The sequence below is a fragment of the Streptomyces sp. NBC_00490 genome, assembly GCF_036013645.1.
GTDB lineage: Bacteria > Actinomycetota > Actinomycetes > Streptomycetales > Streptomycetaceae > Streptomyces > Streptomyces canus_F.
Window position 1 is genome coordinate 2,278,020 of the sequence record NZ_CP107869.1, and the last position, 19,515, is coordinate 2,297,534.

At 71.4% G+C, this 19,515-nt stretch carries 14 protein-coding genes and 1 pseudogene; 5 read left to right on the top strand and 10 right to left on the bottom strand.

Features of this window, described 5'->3' with window-relative positions:
- Positions 1–45: 45 nt before the first annotated feature.
- Positions 46–855: a M15 family metallopeptidase gene (locus OG381_RS10240; RefSeq protein WP_327715818.1), complete on the bottom strand. Its 810-nt coding sequence runs from the start codon at positions 853–855 to the stop codon at positions 46–48.
- 98 nt (positions 856–953) lie between these two features.
- Here OG381_RS10240 and OG381_RS10245 point away from each other — a divergent pair, with 98 nt between their 5' ends.
- The 4 genes from OG381_RS10245 (at position 954) to glpK (ending at position 5,323) form a co-directional block, all read left to right on the top strand.
- On the top strand, positions 954–1,382 hold the full coding sequence (locus tag OG381_RS10245) for a Zn-ribbon domain-containing OB-fold protein (protein WP_327722430.1): 429 nt from the start codon (positions 954–956) through the stop codon (positions 1,380–1,382).
- On the top strand, positions 1,379–2,569 hold the full coding sequence (locus OG381_RS10250; RefSeq protein WP_327722431.1) for a lipid-transfer protein: 1,191 nt from the start codon (positions 1,379–1,381) through the stop codon (positions 2,567–2,569). Before OG381_RS10245 ends, OG381_RS10250 begins: the two co-directional genes overlap by 4 nt.
- Before the next feature lie 494 nt (positions 2,570–3,063).
- Entirely contained in the window at positions 3,064–3,789 is a 726-nt protein-coding gene (locus tag OG381_RS10255) for an MIP/aquaporin family protein (protein ID WP_327715819.1), read from the top strand.
- Positions 3,790–3,811: 22 nt separating this feature from the next.
- The gene (gene glpK, locus OG381_RS10260) at positions 3,812–5,323 is read left to right on the top strand and encodes a glycerol kinase GlpK (protein ID WP_327715820.1); all 1,512 of its coding nucleotides are present in this window, start codon (positions 3,812–3,814) and stop codon (positions 5,321–5,323) included.
- Positions 5,324–5,420: 97 nt separating this feature from the next.
- Here the strand turns inward: glpK and OG381_RS10265 are convergent, their stop codons facing one another.
- From OG381_RS10265 to OG381_RS10285, 5 genes and pseudogenes are all read right to left on the bottom strand, one after another.
- Positions 5,421–6,029 carry a GTP-binding protein gene (locus OG381_RS10265; RefSeq protein ID WP_307033444.1) on the bottom strand — a complete coding sequence of 203 codons (609 nt, stop codon included), beginning with the start codon at positions 6,027–6,029 and terminating at the stop codon, positions 5,421–5,423.
- 88 nt (positions 6,030–6,117) lie between these two features.
- Positions 6,118–6,435, bottom strand: a pseudogene (locus OG381_RS10270) (hydantoinase/oxoprolinase N-terminal domain-containing protein); the annotation flags it as partial.
- 219 nt (positions 6,436–6,654) lie between these two features.
- Positions 6,655–7,050, bottom strand: coding sequence for a DUF742 domain-containing protein (locus OG381_RS10275; RefSeq protein ID WP_266832806.1), 396 nt, complete (start codon positions 7,048–7,050; stop codon positions 6,655–6,657).
- Between the two features lie 9 nt (positions 7,051–7,059).
- Positions 7,060–7,494 (bottom strand): roadblock/LC7 domain-containing protein, encoded by a 435-nt coding sequence (locus OG381_RS10280; protein WP_307033440.1) that lies wholly within the window; start codon positions 7,492–7,494, stop codon positions 7,060–7,062.
- The gene (locus tag OG381_RS10285) at positions 7,491–10,415 is read right to left on the bottom strand and encodes a nitrate- and nitrite sensing domain-containing protein (RefSeq protein ID WP_327715821.1); all 2,925 of its coding nucleotides are present in this window, start codon (positions 10,413–10,415) and stop codon (positions 7,491–7,493) included. Before OG381_RS10285 ends, OG381_RS10280 begins: the two co-directional genes overlap by 4 nt.
- 419 nt (positions 10,416–10,834) lie before the next feature.
- On the opposite strand from OG381_RS10285, the gene OG381_RS10290 reads away from it, so the two are divergent.
- Entirely contained in the window at positions 10,835–11,383 is a 549-nt protein-coding gene (locus OG381_RS10290; protein WP_327722432.1) for a hypothetical protein, read from the top strand.
- 33 nt (positions 11,384–11,416) lie between these two features.
- Here the strand turns inward: OG381_RS10290 and OG381_RS10295 are convergent, their stop codons facing one another.
- The 4 genes from OG381_RS10295 to OG381_RS10310 form a co-directional block, all read right to left on the bottom strand.
- Positions 11,417–16,072, bottom strand: a complete 4,656-nt coding sequence (locus tag OG381_RS10295; RefSeq protein WP_327715822.1) for a hypothetical protein — start codon at positions 16,070–16,072, stop codon at positions 11,417–11,419.
- Positions 16,073–16,108: 36 nt separating this feature from the next.
- Positions 16,109–16,984 (bottom strand): hypothetical protein, encoded by an 876-nt coding sequence (locus OG381_RS10300; protein WP_327715823.1) that lies wholly within the window; start codon positions 16,982–16,984, stop codon positions 16,109–16,111.
- Positions 16,985–17,087: 103 nt separating this feature from the next.
- Positions 17,088–18,614 (bottom strand): hypothetical protein, encoded by a 1,527-nt coding sequence (locus tag OG381_RS10305; RefSeq protein WP_327715824.1) that lies wholly within the window; start codon positions 18,612–18,614, stop codon positions 17,088–17,090.
- 77 nt (positions 18,615–18,691) lie between these two features.
- Positions 18,692–19,387 (bottom strand): GntR family transcriptional regulator, encoded by a 696-nt coding sequence (locus OG381_RS10310; protein ID WP_327715825.1) that lies wholly within the window; start codon positions 19,385–19,387, stop codon positions 18,692–18,694.
- Between the last annotated feature and the right edge of the window lie 128 nt (positions 19,388–19,515).

Consider the following 19,515-nt stretch of genomic DNA (forward strand, 5'->3'; position numbering starts at 1 on the left):
GGCGGACTGTATCCGATCACAGGAAGGGCGTCTTCCGGGGGCTGCTCAGTGTCTGCTCGTGAGGGACTTCCAGGACACCGGGAAGTCGAAGAAGGTGTCCGGGTAGGGCTCCGGCTTGAAGGTGTAGTGCCACCATTCCTCGGCCAGGTTCACGAAGCCGAGGTTTTCCAGAGTGGTCTTGAGCAGGAGCCGGTTGTCTCGTTGTGCGCCCTGGATGCGGGGGTCGAGGGTGTGGGAGAGGGTGTCGAAGCAGTCGAATCCCGTGCCCATGTCGACGGAGTTGTCGGGGAAGCGCTCGTCCTGGGGCGCGTAGCAGGGGACGAGGGTTTCGCCGGGGTGGTAGGGCCGCGTCGGCTTCGCGGGGAGCTTCACGATCGTGAGGTCCATGGTCGAGCCACGGCTGTGGCCGGACTTCTCGGCGATGTAACCGTCCGTGAAGAGACGGGTCTTGTCGACGTTCGGGTAGAACTCGGCCTTCATGGCCTGGTCGTCGAGGTCCTTTGCCCAGCGGACGAAGTGATCGACCGCGCGCTGGGGTCGGTAGCAGTCGTAGACCTTGAGGGTGTAGCCCTGTCGGAGCAGCTTCGTCTGGGCTTGGTGGAGGGCCTCGGCGGCGGGTCTGGTGAGGATGCAGATCGGCTGCGCGTAGCCGTCGATGCGTTCCCCCACGAAGTTGTGCGGAGTGAAGTAACGCATCTCCTGGATGATCGTGGGATCCACGGTTCTCAGCGCGACGAAGTCCTTCGGCGCCTTGGGTTGCGGTGTCGCCCCGGCGGTGGTGGCAGCGGTGGTCACGGTCAGCAGTGCGGCGAGGGTGGTGACCAGGCCGCGTACTGCGCTGGAGAGTCTTGTCATGCCTCTGCCTCTGCCCATGTCCGGCCTCCCGTGACACACTTCTGACGTTCCGTCAGATCCTATGTCCGGGAGGAACTGTGTCACGTGCGCGAACACCCGTGGTGGCAGGTTGGTTCGCCGGCGAGGAGGGCGACTTCCATCTCCTCGGCACCCGCTGTTCGGCCTGCGCCTCGGTCTTCTTCCCTCGCGAAGACACCCACTGCCGCAATCCCGCGTGCCCCGGGGGCGAGCTTGAGGAGGTTCCGTTGTCGCGGCGCGGGCGGGTGTGGTCCTACACGGACAGCCGGTACCGGCCCCCGTCACCCTATGTGACCGATCCGGAACTTCCGTGGGAGGCGTACGCGTTGATCGCTGTGGAGCTGGAGGCCGAGCGGATCGTGGTGCTGGGGCAGGGGGTTCCGGGGCTCGCTGTCGCCGATCTGGCGGTGGGCATGGAGGTGGAGCTCGTTCCCGGTGTGCTCCATGAGGACGCGGAGACGGTGTGGACGACGTGGCGGTGGCGGCCGACGACGGGGGTGACGGCATGACGGGCGAGGTGGCGGTGCTCGGTGCGGGCATGCATCCGTGGGGCAAGTGGGGCCGGAGCTTCGTCGCGTACGGAGTGGCGGCCGCCCGCGCGGCGCTCACCGATGCCGGGCTGGAATGGCGGGACGTCGGTTCGATCGTCGGGGCGGACACGGTGCGTGGTGGCTATCCGGGGTATGTGGCCGGGGCCACCTTCGCGAAAGCGCTGGGCTGGCAGGGGGCCCGGGTCACGAGCGTGTACGCGGCGTGCGCGTCGGGGGCGCAGGCCGTCAACACCGCGCGGGCGCAGATCCTTTCGGGGCTCGCGGACGTGGTGCTCGTGGTGGGCGCCGACGCGGCGCCCAAGGGGTTCTTCAGGCCGGCGGGCGGAGATCGGCCCGACGATCCGGACTGGCTGCGGTTCCGCGTCCTGGGTGCCACCAATCCGACGTACTTCGGGCTGTACGCGCGCAGGCGGATGGCCGTGCACGGGGATACACCGGAGGATTTCGCGCAGGTCAAGGTGAAGAACGCCGCCATGGGCGCGCTGAATCCGAACGCGCGCTACCGCAAGCGGGTCACCGCCGAGGAGGTCGCCGCCTCCGCCGTGGTCGCCGATCCGCTCCGGCTGCTCGACATCTGCGCGACCTCGGACGGTGGGGCGGCCGTGGTGCTGTCCAGCATGGAGTTCGCGCGGCGGCACGGGACGGTGGACCCGGTGCGGATCCGGGCGGTGTCGACGGTGACACCGCGGTACCCGAGCACGGTGCTGGACCTGCCCGACATCGCCACGGACTCCGCGGTGGCGGTGGAGCCCGGCGACGACACCTTCCGGGAGTCGATCGCCCGGGCCGCCTACGAGGAGGCGGGTGTCGGGCCCGAGGACGTGTCCCTCGCCGAGGTCTACGACCTCTCCACCGCCCTGGAGTTGCAGTGGTACGAGGACCTCGGACTGTGCGGCGAGGGCGAGGGGGCGAAGCTCCTGCGCGAGGGCGCGACGGCTCTGGGCGGGCGCATACCCGTGAACGCGAGTGGCGGACTGGCCTCCTTCGGGGAGGCGGTGCCGGCGCAGGCGATCGCCCAGGTGTGTGAGCTCACCTGGCAGTTGAGAGGTGCGGCGGGTGACCGGCAGGTGGCCGGCGCGCGGGTGGGGATCTCGGCGAACCAGGGGCTGTTCGGGCACGGTTCGGCCGTGATCGCGGTGCGGTGAGGCTCATCGGGCATCCGGATGGGGCAGGGGCCTTCTCGTACGCTCCGTGATCGTCCAGAAATCCTGCGTGAACGTCTCGTCTTCCAGCCGGTACGCAATCTGGAGACCGGCGACATCCTGGCCGAGGCCCGCTGTTGATCCGGAACTCGACGGCCGACTGGCGGAGCCCCGCCCGCGCTGATCGGCTCGCCGCGAAGCGGGCTCATGCTCCCAACCGTTGCCGTCCGCATCCTTGACGCCTTCTGGACACCGGTGAACACTTCCGATGTCAGTCGACATCGTCGTACATTCTCGGCGTATCCACGCACTGCGCTGCGCGGGCCCCCAGAGTCAAGGTCCGTTCCCCCACAAGCGATTCGGCTGTAACGGCACGCTCGTCACGGACGCCGAGCGGGGCGCGGGTTCTCCCTGCCTTCGGCTGAAGTCGCCATGGGAAACGCACCCTGCACGGAGGACCGGGGTCGATCACCCCGGGCCAGGGCCTAGGAGCCGCCATGAGCAACGGAGACGTATTTCTGGGTGAGATCATCGGGACCGCGATCCTGATCCTCTTCGGCGCGGGAGTGGTCGCCGCCGTCGTACTGAACTACTCGAAGGCGAAGGACGCGGGCTGGGTGGTCATCGCGTTCGGCTGGGGTTTCGGCGTGCTGGCCGGGGCCTACACCGCCGCGCCGCTGTCCGGCGGCCACCTCAACCCGGCGGTGACGCTCGGGATCGCCATCGACACGGGCGACTGGGACCAGGTCCCCATCTACATCGCCGGGCAGATGGTCGGCGCCGTCCTCGGCGCGGTCCTGTGCTGGCTGACCTACTTCGCCCAGTTCCAGGCCAACGCCGAGGAGGACAAGGCGCAGCCGACGCTGGGGATCTTCGCGACCGCGCCCGCGATCCGCAATCCCGTGGCGAACCTCATCACGGAGGTCATCGCGACCGTCGGCCTGGTGCTGCCGATCCTCGCCTTCGGTCTCACCGAGGGGCTCGGTACGTCGGGCACCGCGATTCTGATCGTCGCGTTCCTCGTGGTCGGCATCGGTCTGTCGCTCGGCGGGCCGACGGGGTACGCCATCAACCCGGCCCGTGACCTGGGCCCGCGCATCACCCACGCCTTGCTCCCGATCCCCAACAAGGGCACCTCGGACTGGGGTTACGCGTGGATCCCGGTGGTGGGGCCGCTGATCGGCGGAGCCCTGTCCGGGGTCATCTTCAACGCAGCGTTCTGAAGCATCCGACGAAGGGGACGTCATGACGGACAAGTTCGTCGCCGCGATCGATCAGGGCACCACCTCCAGCCGTTGCATCGTCTTCAACCACGACGGCGCCATCGTCGCCGTCGACCAGCGCGAGCACCGGCAGATCTTCCCCAAGCCCGGCTGGGTGGAGCACGACGCCACCGAGATCTGGTCCAAGGTGCAGGCGGTGGTGGCCGGGGCGATCGCCAAGGCCGGACTGCGCGCCGACCAGCTCAGCGCACTCGGCATCACCAACCAGCGCGAGACGACGGTCCTGTGGGACCGCGCCACCGGCAAGCCCGTGCACAACGCGATCGTGTGGCAGGACACCCGCACCGCGGCGCTGACCAGCCAACTCGGCGGCTCGGACGGGCAGGACCGGTTCCGTGAGCAGACCGGGCTGCCGCTGGCCACGTACTTCTCCGGGCCGAAGGCGGCCTGGCTGCTCGACAACGTGCCCGGGCTCCGCGCGCGTGCCGACAACGGCGAGATCGCCTTCGGCACCATCGACTCCTGGCTGATCTGGAACCTCACCGGCGGCACGGACGGCGGACGGCACGTCACGGACGTCACGAATGCCGGCCGCACCATGCTGATGAACCTCGAGACCCTCCAGTGGGACCAGTCCATCCTCTCCGCGATGAACATCCCCGAGGCGATCCTGCCCGAGATCAGGTCCTCGGCCGAGGTGTACGGCACCGCTGTCGGCCAACTCGCCGGTGTGCCGGTCGCCTCGGCCCTCGGCGACCAACAGGCGGCCGTGTTCGGACAGGCCTGCTACGACGTGGGCACCGCGAAGAACACCTACGGCACGGGCAGCTTCCTGCTGCTCAACACCGGCAACCGCCCGGTGGCGTCGAAGAGCGGGCTGCTGACGACGATGGGGTACAAGATCGGCACCGAGGCGCCGGTCTACTGCCTGGAGGGGTCGATCGCCATAACGGGCGCGCTCGTCCAGTGGTTCCGGGACCAGCTCGGCATCATCCGTACCGCCGACGAGATCGAGCCGCTGGCGGCGAGTGTCGAGGACAACGGCGGGGCGTACATCGTGCCCGCGTTCTCCGGTCTGTTCGCGCCCTACTGGCGCTCCGACGCGCGCGGTGTCATCACCGGACTCACCCGGTACGTGACGAAGGCACACCTCGCGCGCGCGGTGCTGGAGGCGACGAGCTGGCAGACGCGGGAGGTCGTGGACGCCATGTTCCAGGATTCCGGGGTGCACATCACGACCCTGAAGGTCGACGGCGGCATGACCAAGAACAACCTGCTGATGCAGCATCAGGCGGACGTACTCGATGTGCCGGTGGTCCGCCCGAAGGTCTCCGAGACGACCTGCCTGGGCGCGGCCTATGCCGCCGGGCTGGCCACGGGCGTGTGGAACGACCTGGACCAGCTCAAGTCGCACTGGCAGAAGGACGTCGAGTGGACGCCCGCCATGGAGTCGTCGGTGCGGGACCGTGAGTACCACAACTGGCGCAAGGCCGTGGAGAAGAGCTTCGGCTGGCAGGAGGACGGGGACAACTAGCGGCACGCGTGCGTGCGCCGCGACGACCGCACGCACGCGTGGTGCTCGGGAAACGCGGCCCGTACCCCGGTCGGCGGGGGTACGGGCCGTACCCGTGTCAGGTCGTGACGGCGGTCTGGCGGCGCTCCGCCGCGTAGGCCATCGCGTGCCGGACCACGCCGATGAGGACCTCCTTGACCGACGCGCGGTCGCGGGCGTCGGTGAGCAGGAGCGGTACGTCCTCGTCGAGGTCGAGGGCCTGGCGGACCTCCTCGACGGGGTAACGGGCGGCGCCCTCGAAGCAGTTGACGCCGATCACGAAGGGGATGGAGCGCCGCTCGAAGTAGTCGACGGCGGCGAAGCAGTCCTCCAGGCGGCGGGTGTCGGCGAGCACGACGGCACCGAGCGCACCCTCGGAGAGCTCGTCCCACATGAACCAGAACCGTTCCTGCCCGGGCGTCCCGAAGAGGTACAGCACCAGGTCCTCGCGGAGGGTGATACGCCCGAAGTCCATGGCCACGGTGGTGGTGCTCTTGCTCTCGACACCGCTGATGTCGTCGACCGGGCGTCCTGCCTCGGTGAGCAGTTCCTCGGTGCGCAGCGGCCGGATCTCGCTGACCGCGCCCACGAGCGTGGTCTTGCCCACGCCGAAGCCGCCGGCCACCAGGATCTTGAACGTGACGGGCTCGACCGGGGGCTTGCCGCGCTCAGAACGCCCGAAGATCATCGGTCTCTTCTCCTGCTTGGTGGGGGTGGGACGACGGTGGGCCGTAGCCTCCGCCGCCGGGGGTTTCGATGACGAGTACGTCGCCGGGGCGGGCGAAGATGTGGGGGCGGTTCTGGTAGGCGATGCGCAGGGCGTCGCGGCAACCGCGGGTGACGATCAGGAGGGTTCGCTCGCCCTTGCGTTCCAGGAGGGCGTTGGTGGCGACGACGGTGCCCGTGCGGACGGCTTCCACGGGGTCCTGGGAGCCGTTCAGCAGTTCACGGACCCCGGTGGCCGCCGCGTCGGCGTAGCGGGCCGGGTTGTCGGAGAGCAGTTCGCGCGTGAGCGGTCGGCCGGCCGGGCGACGCGCGACGATGTCCGTGAAGGTGCCGCCCCGGTCGACCCGGAACTGCCGGCCTGTCGTCACGTCCGTCTCCCCGATCGCGCTGTTCGGCACCGTATCCGCAGAGTGGCGGCAGACCGTCTGCGGATGGTTGTCGACGATCGGTCAGATCATATCGGGAGCACTGTGACGACGCCTGGTCCGCTCGACGGGACGGCGGGGGTGCGACCGCGTTCCCCGGGACCGTCGGTGAGCGGCTCGCGGCGCCGGGGGAACGACCGCCTTCGCGGGCGGGGCACTCGGTCAGAGCGCCCGGAGGCCGTTGATCACATCGCGCAGAATGCTCTCGTCCGGCAGCTCGGCGGGCGGCACGGGCCGGTTCACATGGACGAACTCCGCGTCCACGAGGTCGCCCACGAGGACCCGCACCACGCCGATGGGCAGGTCGAGTTCGGAGGACAGCTCGGCGACCGACTGCGGGGCGTCCCGGCACAGGTCGACGATGTCCACGTGCTCCGGGGACAGCGTGTGGTCGCCCTCGGGGTCGTCCGCCTGCGTCTCCGCGACGACCACCGCGATGAGGTCGAGGCGGTGCTGGGCCGCACTGGTGGTGCGGCCACGCGTCATGGCGTACGGACGGACGACCGGTCCGGCCTCGTCGTCGAACCAGTGACTTCTTCCCTGACCGTCTGTGCTCATGTCATCTCACTACCCGCTCTGAGGCAGATCGGTGCGCGGAGTCGATGCCAGATGTACACCGACCCGCTTGACGAGGAGCGTCATCTCGTAGGCGACCAGGCCGACGTCGGAGTCCGCGTCGGACAGGACGGCGAGGCAGCTGCCGTCGCCGGCTGCCGTGACGAACAGGAAGGCGTCGTCGAGTTCGACGACCGTCTGCCGGACGTTGCCCGCCTCGAAGTGGCGGCCCACGCCCTTGGCGAGGCTGTGGAAGCCGGAGGCGACGGCGGCCAGGTGCTCGCCGTCCTCCCGCGTCAGGTCCTTGGAGACCCCCGTCGCCAGCCCGTCGCCGGAGAGCACGACGGCCTTGCGGATGCTTGCGACGCGGTCGACCAGGTCGTCCAGGAGCCAGTTGAGCTCGCCGGAGTTGGTTGTGCTGTGGCCGGTCGCCTTCGGTGCGGTCATCGACCGTCCCCCTTAGTTCCTCGTGGTGCTGTGCCGCTGTGGGTGTCGTCGCCCGCGGCGTCGTTCTCCGCACGGCCGCGCTGCCAGCCGCGCTGGAGCGATGCCATACGGCTGCGTACCTGGTCGGCGTCCCGCTCGTCGACCCCCGTGCTGTCGTCGGTACGGCGCCCGGCCGGACTCTGCTTCAGCTGCGGGGCCAGGTTGGCCTGGCGTACGCGGCGGGGCAGCGGGCCGGTGCCCGGGGCGGACTCCCGCGTCGTGGCACCGCGTCCGATCGGCCGGGGCGTGGTCTCGGCACCGGTCTCCTGGGGCCCGGGGCGGGAGCCGGTCCGCTCCAGGGCGGCGCCGGGGCCGCTCCGGTGGGGTGCGACGCCTTCTGGAGCGGCCTTGAAGGGCTCGGGGGCACCGCTCGACGCGATCTCGGCGCGCCGGGTGCGTCTGGGGAGGGCGGAGGCTCCGTGCGGCGCTCCGCCGAGTTCGCGTCCCGTGGCCGTGGGGGCTTCGGCGCGCTGCTCGTCCCGGCGGTCGGCGACGTCGGTGGCGCGGCGCTGCGGTCCCGTGGTGCGCCTGCGGGCGGGCAGGGGCGGTGCCTCCTGGGGGAACGACCGGTTCGGGCCCGCGGGGGCCTCGTCGTCGCTCTGCTCCCGCTGCTCGGTCACCGGGCGGCCGTGCGAGCTGACCAGCTTGGGGGTGTGGCGGCGGGGCAGTTGCACCGGGGCGTTCTGGTCGTGGTCGGGGGCGTCGTGGCGGTCCTCGTCCGGGGTGGCGTCCGTGCGGGCCAGGGAGCGGCGCGGGCGGAACAGTCCGCCGCGTTCGCTGTCCTCGTCGTCGAGCGCGCCGGGGAAGTCGTCGATGGCGTCCAGGTCGACGGGCGCCTCCAGCTCGACGGGGCCGTCCAGGAGCCCTCCCGTGAGGCCGGGCAGCGGCAGCGCCGCGTGGGCGAGCTGGGTCCGGCGGGCTTCCTCCAGCTCGGCCTCCTTGGAGGGCTGGGGACGGTCGAGGCGGAAGCCGAGGCCGTTGGTGTCCGGGATGTCGTCCGTCAGCAGGGTGTTCGGGATGAACACGACGGCCGTCGTGCCGCCGTACGGCGACGGCTGGAGCGAGACCCGGACGTTCTGCCGCTGGGCGAGCCGGCTGACCACGAACAGGCCCAGCCGGTCGGTGTCGGACAGCTCGAACTCCGGTGTCTCCGCGAGCCGGAGGTTGGCGTCCAGGAGGGCGTCGGCCGCCATGCCGAGGCCGCGGTCGTGGATCTCCAGGGTGAAGCCGTTGGCGACGCGCTCGCCGAGCACCTGGACCGCGGTGTGCGGCGGGGAGAACACCGTGGCGTTCTCCAGGAGTTCGGCGACCAGGTGGGTGAGGTCCGCGACCGCCGGACCGGTGACGGCGACCCGCGGCAGCCGGCGGACCTCGATGCGCTCGTAGTCCTCGACCTCGGCGACGGCGGCGCGTACGACGTCCATGAGCTGGACGGGCTTGCGCCACTGCCGGGAGGGGGCGGCGCCGGAGAGGATCACGAGGCCCTCGGCATGGCGGCGCATCCGGGTGGTCAGGTGGTCGAGGCGGAACAGGTCGGCGAGTTCGTCGGTGTCCTCGGTCCGGCGCTCCATGGTGTCGAGCAGGGTGAGCTGCTTGTGCAGGAGCACCTGGCTGCGGCGGGCGAGGTTCACGAAGACCTCGGAGACCCCGCCGCGGAGTTCGGCCTGCTTGACGGCGGCCTCGACGGCGGCGCGCTGCAGGGTGTTGAGGGCCTGGCCGACCTCGCCCATCTCGTTCTTGTCGTACTCCAGACGCGGGACCTCGGTCTCCACGTCGACCTGTTCGCCCGCGGACAGCCTGCGCATGACGCTCGGGAGCCGTACGCCGGACGCCTCGTGGGCCTCCAGGCGCAGCTGCCGCAGGTCGCGGATGAGACCGCGGCCGATACGCACGGACAGGACGACCGAGAACAGCAGGGCGAGCAGGCCGAGGACACCGGCGAAGGCCGCCTTGAGGATGACGCCCATCGCCACCGGCTGCACCCGGTCCTGATAGCGGTCGCCCGCCTGGTCGTTGAGGGTGGCGAGTTCTTCGAGCACGGTGGCGGCGGTGGCGTCCCAGCTCTTGGCGGAGATGAAACGGGGGGCGCCGGGCTCGGAGTCGACGACGATCTTCTCCGCGGAGCGCAGCGACGCCGTGGACGCGTTCTTCCAGAACCGGTCGTAGCGCTCGCGTTCCGCCGCGGGCAGCACCGGCAGGCTGATGTCGTACAGCACGGTGCGCTGCGCGATCAGGTCGGAGACCTCGCGGATCTCTCCGTGCGTCAGATCGCCGACCACGAGGGCGGAGCCGAGCAGGGCGTCCTCGCGGGAGAGGAGTTCGCGAGCGCGGGTGATGTTGACGAGGGCGCGGGCCTGCTTGTCCATCTCGACGCTGTCCACGCCGTCGAGGGAGGCCAGCAGGGCGTAGCAGGGATCCACGAGGCGGTTGTAGCGCTCGAGGGCCTGGACCCGGTTCACCGCGTCCTCCTCGACGCTGCGGCGCAGGGAGTCGATGCCGTCGAAGGCGTCCAGTACAGCGGTGAGACGTTCCTCGTCGTCCTGGTCCATGCCGTCGCGGAGGTCGGGGTCCTTCGCGCTCTTACGGATCTTGGCGATGGCGTCGTCGGTGGCCGTGCGGGTCTCACGGAGCGAGGCGAGCGCGTCCGAGGCCCGTGGGTCGGCCAGATAGACGAGGGTCTGACGGCGTTCCTGCTGGAGGACGCGGACGGTGTCCTCGGCGGGATAACCGAGGTCCTCCACGACCGTCGACACATGGAACAGCTGGGCGACCGCCCGTCCCGTGAGTACCGTGGCGAAGCCCCAGATCGCTGTCAGGGACACCAGCGGCACGAGAAGCAGCGCCACGATCTTCCGGCGGATCGACTTCCCGCGAAAGCGCATGGCCTCCCCCAGCTCGACCCCCGTCGGCCGGGGGTACACATGTACGTCAACAAACGGCGCGAGCCTACTACCGTCACGCAGTTAACTCGAAGACCCGTCCGGAAGGCGAACTTCCGCACCGGTGACGCGAGATGGTGAGTTGTCCGGGCATTGCGGGAGATTGCCTCCCCGAAACACGCTTCGACAGCTCACACCGATCCGGCCGTAACGGCTGACCAGTTGGCCAGAATTTTTCGTTTCTTGGGAATCTTCAGAGCGTATCGTTCGTCCTTCTCTTCGGGAAATGGATGCAGAATCGGCCACACGAGCCGCATCCCGCATCCGGGCGGCGTAAAACAGCGCAAGCCGGGCAGCCACTGGGGAGACGTGTGTTCGCACACGGAGCATGGGGTCTGCCGGCGGTGGGGAGTGACACGGTGATGGGCACGGCGGAGCGGCAAAAGGCGCTCGTGGACGGCGCTGCGGCGCAACTGACGGAGCAGCGGAGTCCCGAGGCACTGGATCGCGACATTCCAGCGCACGAGGGCGGGACCCGGTCCGGGACCGCCGAACATGCCCCGCCGGAAGAGGAGCCGTACTACCGGCCGTTGTGGATCGACGAGGCCGCGCCGCGGCGTCGGATGCCCGATCCCGTGCGCAGGTCGGCCGTGCGGGCGGTCCTGATCATCGCTGTGACGCTGATCCAGGCGATGGTGGCGTTCCTGTGCACACTGGCCGGCTCCTGGCTGGCGTTCCCGATGGTCCTCAGCAGTGTGGCGAGCACCGTGGTGGCGACGTGGGGCGCCCTGGACATCTGGGTGACCCGTCAGGTGTGGAACCAGCGCAACGGCGTCGTGTCGGTCCCGAGCAGCACCGCCCGGGCCCTGCGGCGCGAGCGGCGCAGGGCCCGGCGCCAGGCGCGGTCCGCGGAGCGGGCACAGGCCCGGATACAGCGGCGGGGCCGCGCGGGGCAGTTGTCGCACTCCTGAGAGGCGACACCGGCCCACGCACCGGCCCTGCGCTCAGGACGTCGTCTGCGTCGGCCGCTTGAACATCCGTGTCGCCGTGATCTCGCTGTGGCCCGCTTCCTCCGACCGGGTCTGCTGCGGCAGTCCCGGGCGCAGGTGCTCCTCCACGCTGATGTACTTCAGGCCCGCCCTGAGGTCGGCGTCATTGCGCAACCTGATGACCAGCGGGAACTCGGCGAGTGCCGTGGTGTCGAACAGGCCCGTGGTGTAAAGGAGTTGGACACCCAGGGCATCCGACACCGCGCGCTGGAGTTCCAGCAGATAGGTCGCGTTGGCTCGACCGATCGGGTTGTCCAGGAAGAGCGTGCCCGCGTGCCGGTGCTTGTCGCGGCCCCGGTCGTTCGACCGCAGCGCGGCCATGGTGCAGTACAGCGCGATGGCCGCCGTGAGCAGCTGACCGCCGGAGAACACATCGCCCATCTGCCCGACCGGCACACGCTCGGCTCTCAGCACGGCGTCCGGCTTGAGGATCTCGACGGCGATCCCCTTGGGCTGCAGTGCGGCCCCGACTCCCCGCAGCAGCAGGGACATCCCGTCGCGCCGCAGGTCGGAGTTCTTCTTCACCGCCGCGCGCGTGGCCTCGTCGATGACCTCACCCAGCCGCTCGGTCAGCGTCGCCTGGTCGGGCTCCTCGAAGCGGATCCGCAGGAACTCCTGCCCGGACCACTCGCCGAGCCCCTCGGGCAGCCGGGACAGCCGCTGAGCGGATCGCAGGGTCGCGAGCGCCGACTCGACGAGCCCGCGCAACCGGTCGACGATCGAGTCCCGGTTCCGCTCCAGCTGCGCCAACTCGTCGGTGAGGACCCGCAGTCGGGGCGCGAAGGCGTCCGCCCACTTCTGAGCGTGCTCCGGCAGCGCGGACGCGGGAAGTTCGCGGATCTGCTGACGCGCGGGGGTGCGGACCTGCTCGTAGCGCGTGGAGTTGGCGTGGCGGACGAGGATGTCGCTCGCCTCGCGTACGGCGGTCTCGGCGGCGGACAGGTCGGCGGCGCAGCCGCGCAGCGACCTGCGGGCCTCGGCGGCGGACTGCCGGGCCTCCTCCGGACTGCCCGGGTACGGCTCCGGCTCCTCCTGGTCCTCGTCGGGGGTGTGCTCGCGCAGCAGGTCGCGCAGCATCGCGGCGATCTCGTCGAAGCCGCCGGCCGCGTCCTCGGCGCCGCGGTGGGCGTCCAGGAGCTCGGTGTGCGCCTCCCTGGCCTGCGTCAACGCCTCGGTGCGGGAGGCGAGTTCGGCGGTCGCCGTGCGCAGCAGCGCCTGTGCGTGCTCGGCGTCCCGGGGCTCCAGCTCCTCGGACAGCTCGGTGTGCGCCGCACCGTCCTCGGGCGCGTGCCGCTCGGCCTCACCGCGCAGCCGTCCGAGCTGCTCGCTCGCGGTGGACATCCGCGTCTCCAGAAGCTGCACCAGCTCCTCGGCCCGGGCGGCGGCGGCCTGCCGGGACGGCCCGTCGGAACCGTCGGGCGACTGCAGGAGCTGCTCCGCGCGGGTGCGGACCTTGTTGCTGAGCCGGTCCAGGTCGGCCAGCGCCGCGCTGGACTCGCTCTCCGCGCGGGCCTGCTCGGCCCGCAGGTCGGCGCCGACCCCGACCTTCTCGTACAGCTGCGAGGCGGCCCGATAGGCCTCCCTCAGGGCGGGCAGCGAGGCCTTCGGGTCGTCGGCGTCGCTCTCCGGCACGTCGTCGGGGGCGCCCGCGATCTCCGAGCGCTCGGCGCGCAGCGCACGTGCGGTGCGCCGGGCGTCGTCGGCGGCCCGCTGAGCGGCACGCCGGTCCTCGTCGGCGGCCCGGGCGCGCTCCAGACAGGTCTGGGCACGGGTCTCCGACTCGGTGGCCTCGTCGGCGAGTTCGCGCAGCTTGACCTGCCAGCCGGCCCGCTCACGCAGCCGGAAGGCGAGCCCCGCGAGGGCGTCGGCGGCACGCCGGGCCTTCTGGGCGGCCTCCTGGCGCTCGTCGCGCACCTGCACGGCCTCGGCCGCGGCCTCGTCGGCCTCGGCCCGCACGGTCCGCGCCTCGGCCAGCTCGGCCTCCGACTCCTCCGCGAAGGCGCGCGTGTCGTGCGCGGTCTGCGCCAGCTCGACCAGCCGCCCGGCAGGACAGCCGGTACGCCAGGAGGCCAGCCGTGCGGCCAGTTCCCGGTCCTTGGCGAGCCGGGCCGCGAGCGAGCGGATCTCGTCGTCGCGCTCGGTCGCCCGGGCCCGCAGTGTCTGTCGCTCCTCGTCGGCGGCGTGCTCGTCGTGCATGGCCGGGTTCGGCGGTACGAGGAAGACGGCCTCGCTCCCGGTCCCGGGCGCCGGAGTCGGGGCGAGCAGGGCGGCGGCCGTACCGACGGCGACGGCGGACCGCGGGAGCAGCGCCGCCTCGTTGAGCGCCTCGCGGGCCCGTGCGTGCGTGTCGGGGTCGGTGATGATCACGCCGTCGACGAGCTCGGGCCGGGCGGCCAGCACGCGTGCGTGGTCGGCGGGGTCGACGGCCTGGGCGAGGTAGCGCCAGCCGGGGAGCGCCGGGATGCCGTGCTCCCCGAGGAACTCCACGGTGGCCAGCACGTCCGGGCCCGGCGGCAGCAGTCCGCCGTCACCGAGGGCGCCGAGGATGCGGGAGTCGTCGGCGGCGGCGGTGCGCAGCTCGAAGAGGTGGCGTTCGGCGGCGGAGACGGCGTCGTCGAGCAGCTCGCGCAACTCGTCGGCGAACCGGTCGAGTTCCTCGGGGGTGAGGGTCTCCTCGCCGCCGTCGCGCCCGGCCGGACCGTCCTTCTTCGTGCCGTCGGCGCCCGCCCGGGGTACCGGCACTCCCCCGTGCCCGGTCTCGGAGGTCCCGGTCAGGCTGAGCAGTTCCGCGAGTCGCGGCTCTGCCGCCAGCCCTTCGGCGAGCCGCTTCTCGGCCTCGTAGGACCGCTCGGCGGCCGTGGCCGCGTCCGCGGCACGTGCGGCCGTCAGCTCGGCGCGGGACTCCGCGGAGCCCGCTTCGCGCGCGTGCTCGCCGGCCCGGTGAGAGGCCTCGCGCGCGGCGTCCCAGGCGGCGACGGCCGTCTTCTCGGCGTCGCTGGCCGCGAGGGCCGCGCGCGCCGGGTCGGCGTCGGGCGCGCTGTCGTCCAGCCAGCCGGCCCGTACGGCCTCGGTGGTCTCCTGCTCGACCTCGCTCAGCCGCTGCCGCAGGTGCCCGACTTCGCTGCGGGCGCGCTGCGCCTCGGTGGCGGCGACGGTGGCGTCCCGGTGTGCGGCCTCGCCGACCTCCTGAAGGGCGGCGGACCGCTCCTCTCCCTCGTTGGCGAGGCTCTCGGCGCTCTCCGCGGCCGCGTGCAGGGCCCGTACGAGATCGACGGCGGCCCTGGCCCGGGCGGCCAGCGCGGGGGCCGCGTCCCGCTCGGCCTCCTGGATCGCGGCGGACACGCGGGCGACGCGGTCGGCGGCGGCGCGGTGTCGCAGTACGGCCTCGGCGGCCTGCCAGGCCGCGTGCAGGGTACGGGCGTCGGCGAGCTCGCGTTTCTGCGCGGCGGCGGACTTCTCGGCGGCGGCGAGCGCCAGCGAGGCGTGCCGGTAGGCGAGTTCGGCCGCGATCAGCGCGCTGCGCTCCCGCGAGCCCTCGGCGTGCGTGACCGCGTACGCGGCGGCCGTGACCCGCTGCGCGAGGTCGGCGGCGCGCACCCGCTCCCGGGCGCCGCGCGCGGAGAGTCTGCGGGCCAGCGTCCGCGTACGACGTTCGGCACCGGTGTGGATGTCACGCGCGCGTGAGCGTGCCTCGGCGGCCTCGACGATGCGTCCGAGGAGGTCCACCGACCCGGCGGTGAAGTCCCGTTCGGCGATCAGCTCGGCCCGGCGGCCCAGCTTGTTGCCGAAGCCGCTGACGAGGTCGGCGAGCCCGTCGGTGTCCCGCGTGTCGGTCACGGCCCGCAGCAGCAGGTCGGTGAAGTCGGAGTCCTTCTTGACCGCGAAGAGGCCGGCGGCCTCACCCTCGTCGGCGTTCATCTCCCGCTGGTAGCGGAAGAGTTCGGGGTCGAGGCCGAGGTCGCCGAGGTGCTCGATCCAGCGGTCGTGGATCTCCTCCCAGTGCACCTCCAGGTGCGGATACGCCTTGCCCGCCTCGGTGATGGCGTCCCGGAAGCCCTTCATGGTGCGGCGTCGGCCCAGCGCTCCGGAGACGCCCTCGACGGCCGGCCGTACGGCGGTGGACTCGGCGACGGGCAGGTTGTCCAGGGACAGTCCGGGCCCGGGCCGGAAGGAGTACCAGGCCTCGGCGAACTTCCGCGGGTCGTTGGAGACCTGCCGCCCGCGCCACTCGCTCACCTTGCCGACGACGACACACTCGCCGGTCAGCGTGTGCTGCCACTCCAGCGCGACGTGCCCGCAGTCGTCGGCGAGCAGGAACTTGCGCAGCACACCGGAGCTGGCCCCGCCGAGGGTGTTGCGGTGCCCCGGCAGCATGACGGAGAAGATCAGCTTGAGCAGTACGGACTTGCCGCCGCCGTTCTCCAGGAAGAGCACGCCGGCGGGCGCGGGGCGGCGCGGCGGGCCGACGGGCTCGTCTGCGAAGAACTCCGCCTGGGTGGGGGCGGGGTCGGGCACTTCCGCGCCGACGCCGCGCAGGTCAAGCACGGTGTCGGCATAGCGCGCACCGGCGGGGCCGATGGAGTAGAGGCGGACCCGGGACAGCTCGTACATGGCGGACTCTCGTAAGTCTTCGGCAGGTGGGGGAGTTCAGGAGTGGAACGGCAGTCCGGCGTCGGCCACCAGCTCGTCGTGGGTGTCCTCGGCGGGCAGCAGCGTCGGTGTGCCGTCGGTGACCGGGACGACGCCCAGTTCCAGCAGTTCGGCCATGGCGGCGCTGCCGGCCATGTCCCGCACCTGGAGCTGGTAGCGGGCCGTCGTGCGGTAGGTGCCGCCGTTGTCGTCGCCGGTGCGCTGGAGGAACCCGGAGTCGGTGAGGAAGGCGACGGCCTTGCCGACGATGCCGGTGGTGGAGCCCGCGAGTCTGCGCGCGTCCTTGGTCGCACCGGTCGCGCTGCGTCTCACCCAGATCCGCCAGGCGGCCTCGAGCCCGGGCGCGTCGGTCGCGGGGTCGGTGTTCTCGCCCAGTTCGTCGGCCCGCTCCTCCAGCCGCCGGCAGGCCTGCCGGACGAACGCGTCGACGCCGTTGACGCTCACCCGTCCGATGTACCCGTCGTCGGCGAGGTCCTCGGGGCGCGGGAACGCCATGGCGGCCACGGCGAGATGGGCCAGCCCGTGCAGGAACCGGTCCGATCCGTCGGCGGACGTGCGTCGCGCGTAGTCGCCCATCCGCACGGCGAACACGGAGTCCTCGGCGGCGGTCACGGCCATCCCCGCGCGCGGGGACACTTCGAGCACGACAAGACCGAGGCCGGTGGCCACGGCATCTGCGAGCCGGGCGAACGGAGGGTCCTCGCGGTAGCGCCGCAGCAGCTCGCTGTACTCCTGATCGCGGGCGGGCTGCAGTTTCGGCTGTAGCCCAAAGGCAACAAGCCGAGCGGCATCGGCGGCGTCGGCAGGCGTGACGGCGGCAGAAACGGGGGCGGGCCCGGCTTCCGGCTCACTCCACTCGACGTGCTCGGTCACAACGGCAACTCCTTGTGCTGGTAAACGGGCGTACGACTAGCCCACCTAGGGGCGCGGGGAACTGCGCGACCAGTCACAACGGACCCGCACCCGGCAACGAACATCACGCCGCCTCCGTCCGATCCGCAGCCATCCCCACGGCATCCAACAAGGCCATCCCGACAATGAGATCCGCCCCGCCGAACTCGGGATCTTCCAACTCGGTCCCGTCGTCCACGGCGAACAACAGCTTCTCCTCGCCCTGCCGATAGGCGGTCCCCACCGCCGGACTAGCCGCATGAACCGCCAACAGGGCCACCAGATAAGGCAGCTCAGGATCCTGACGGCGAGCCTCCGCCAGTAGCCCCGACAACCGCCGCGGCGCATCCGCGGGCAGATCCAGCAGCTCCATCGCCGAGGCCAGCTGCTCCTCGCTGAACCGGCTGTCGTCCGGTGTGGCGATGAGGTCCGGCTCGGGCATCTCCGCGCCGAGGTGCTCGCGCTCCACCGGCGGCGTCAGCAGTATGTCGACGAGGTCACCGACCCGCACCGACACCGGCGTACGCAGCCCGGTCCCGTGTGCGAAGAACGCGTCGGTGACCCGGACCGCCTGCTCCAGGGGCAGCGGGAGCACGGGCGCGACCAGATGCCCGTAGAGGTCGATCCCCGACGTCGTCATGGGTGTGGCGAAGGCCTGCCGGTCCTGCTCGGCGCGGAACAGCGGCCCCGCCTCCAGCAGCCTGGACTGGAGCTGCGTGTGGCGGCGGATGCAGTCCTTGACGATGTCGACCAGCTCGGCGGCCCGCCGCTTCTGCTCCGGGTCCTCGGACTCGTCCCGGGCCTTGCGGATGTTGGTGAGGATCGCGTTCTCGTGGCGGTAGCGGTCGGCGACGTGGTCGAGCGCCTCGGTGATCATGTCGGGCACGGCGTTGAGCCAGTCCACCGCGCGGACGTTGCGCCGGGTGGCGTCCAGGGCGCGGCGCAGCGTCTCCGAGTACTGCACGGTCCGGTACCGGGCCTGCTCGGCGGCGAGCTGGGCGTCGGCCAGGCGGCCGCGGCTGATCAGCACCTCCAGCTTGACCTCGGCGGCGATCTGGGCGCTGGTGACGTCGGTGTCGAGGGCGCCGACCAGGACGTTGACGGCCTCGTCCGTCGTGCGGAGGTACACCGAGCCGCCGGGGCCGGGCACCTCCTCGATCAGCTTGAAGTCGTAGTCCCGCCGGACATAGGTGCCGTCCGTCGCGAAAGTGCCGTAGACCGCCCGGAATCCACGGTCCACGCTGCCGACGTTGATCAGGTTCTCCAGGACCCAGCGGGCCACCCGCTCATGCTCGGCGACGGGCCGCTGCGGGGCCTGGGCGGCGATGCGCGGGATGAGGCGGGCGACTATCTGGTCGTGGTCGGCGCCGGTGTCGAAGTCCATGTTCAGGGTGACCAGGTCGATGGCCGAGAGGGCCACCTCCGCCATGCCGTACACCGAGTACTCGCCCGCGAGGTTGGCCTTGCGTGCGTCGAGGTCGTGGAGCGGCGCGGTGCAGGCGAGCGCGCGCAGCCGCCGCGCCAGCCCCTCGTCGGCGGCCGGGCCCGGTGCCGGGCGCGGCCCCGCGCTGAGCTGGGGCGGAACGCTGTCCGTCGTAGCAGGCGAAGTCACGGTGCACAGACTAGGCCCTCGGTCTGACAACGACCCAAACGTCACAGAAGCGACCCCGCGCCACCGCGACCGGGACGCTAGCCGTCCTCGCCGACCCGTCGCCGGTACACCTCGACCACCCGCTCCAGCGAGTCGTCCAGGTACACGGCGAGCAGCTTCTCGGCCTCCTCGCGGTCCCCGGCCTGGAGGGCCCCGAGGATCTGGCGGTTGCGGGCCAGGTAAGGCTCGTGGAGCGCCTTCGGGTCGTCCACCACGTGGAAGGCGAGCCGCAGTTCGGCGAAGACGCTGCGCATCAGCTCGTCGGTGCGCTCACTGCCCGCGAGCGCGACCAGCTCCCGGTGGAAGTGGATGTTGGCGGTGCCCAGCGCTTTCCAGTCACCTTCACGCACCGCCCGCTGTCCGGCGGCGACGGCCTCGGCGAGCCCGTCCTCGGCGTACGGCGGCTCACCCAGCCCGCGCACGACGGCGCATTCGACGAGGCGGCGGGTGCGGTAGATGTCCTCGACGTCCTCGACCGTCAGGACCCGCACGAAGACGCCCCGGTTCAGCTCGTGGACGAGCAGGCGTTCGTGGGTGAGCAGGCGGAACGCCTCCCGCAGGGTGTTGCGGGACACCCCGAGCGCGCCTCCGATGCTGTCCTCCGACAGCCGGGTCCCGGGCGGGAAGTAGCCCTCGGCGATACGGCTTCTGAGGATGTCCGAGACCCGCTCCGCCGTGCTGGTGCGGCCCAGGAGGGCACGGTCGTCGGCCAGGCCGGTCAGCTGCTCTGCCATGCCCGGAATTCAACCGCAGACACGAGAACGAAACAACACGGGTATTGAAGGATCGTTGAACGATCCTCTACGTTACTGCTCACCGCACGGCTCAATCCCGCACCCTCCGTCCTCCCACTGCGAGGTGC

Bases quoted from the DNA above. Each gene is read 5' to 3' on its own strand.
- OG381_RS10240 (WP_327715818.1), bottom strand. From the start codon at position 855: ATGACAAGACTCTCCAGCGCAGTACGCGGCCTGGTCACCACCCTCGCC.
- OG381_RS10250 (WP_327722431.1), top strand. From the start codon at position 1,379: ATGACGGGCGAGGTGGCGGTGCTCGGTGCGGGCATGCATCCGTGGGGC.
- OG381_RS10255 (WP_327715819.1), top strand. From the start codon at position 3,064: ATGAGCAACGGAGACGTATTTCTGGGTGAGATCATCGGGACCGCGATC.
- glpK (WP_327715820.1), top strand. From the start codon at position 3,812: ATGACGGACAAGTTCGTCGCCGCGATCGATCAGGGCACCACCTCCAGC.
- OG381_RS10265 (WP_307033444.1), bottom strand. From the start codon at position 6,029: ATGATCTTCGGGCGTTCTGAGCGCGGCAAGCCCCCGGTCGAGCCCGTC.
- OG381_RS10275 (WP_266832806.1), bottom strand. From the start codon at position 7,050: ATGAGCACAGACGGTCAGGGAAGAAGTCACTGGTTCGACGACGAGGCC.
- OG381_RS10280 (WP_307033440.1), bottom strand. From the start codon at position 7,494: ATGACCGCACCGAAGGCGACCGGCCACAGCACAACCAACTCCGGCGAG.
- OG381_RS10285 (WP_327715821.1), bottom strand. From the start codon at position 10,415: ATGCGCTTTCGCGGGAAGTCGATCCGCCGGAAGATCGTGGCGCTGCTT.
- OG381_RS10290 (WP_327722432.1), top strand. From the start codon at position 10,835: ATGGGCACGGCGGAGCGGCAAAAGGCGCTCGTGGACGGCGCTGCGGCG.
- OG381_RS10295 (WP_327715822.1), bottom strand. From the start codon at position 16,072: ATGTACGAGCTGTCCCGGGTCCGCCTCTACTCCATCGGCCCCGCCGGT.
- OG381_RS10310 (WP_327715825.1), bottom strand. From the start codon at position 19,387: ATGGCAGAGCAGCTGACCGGCCTGGCCGACGACCGTGCCCTCCTGGGC.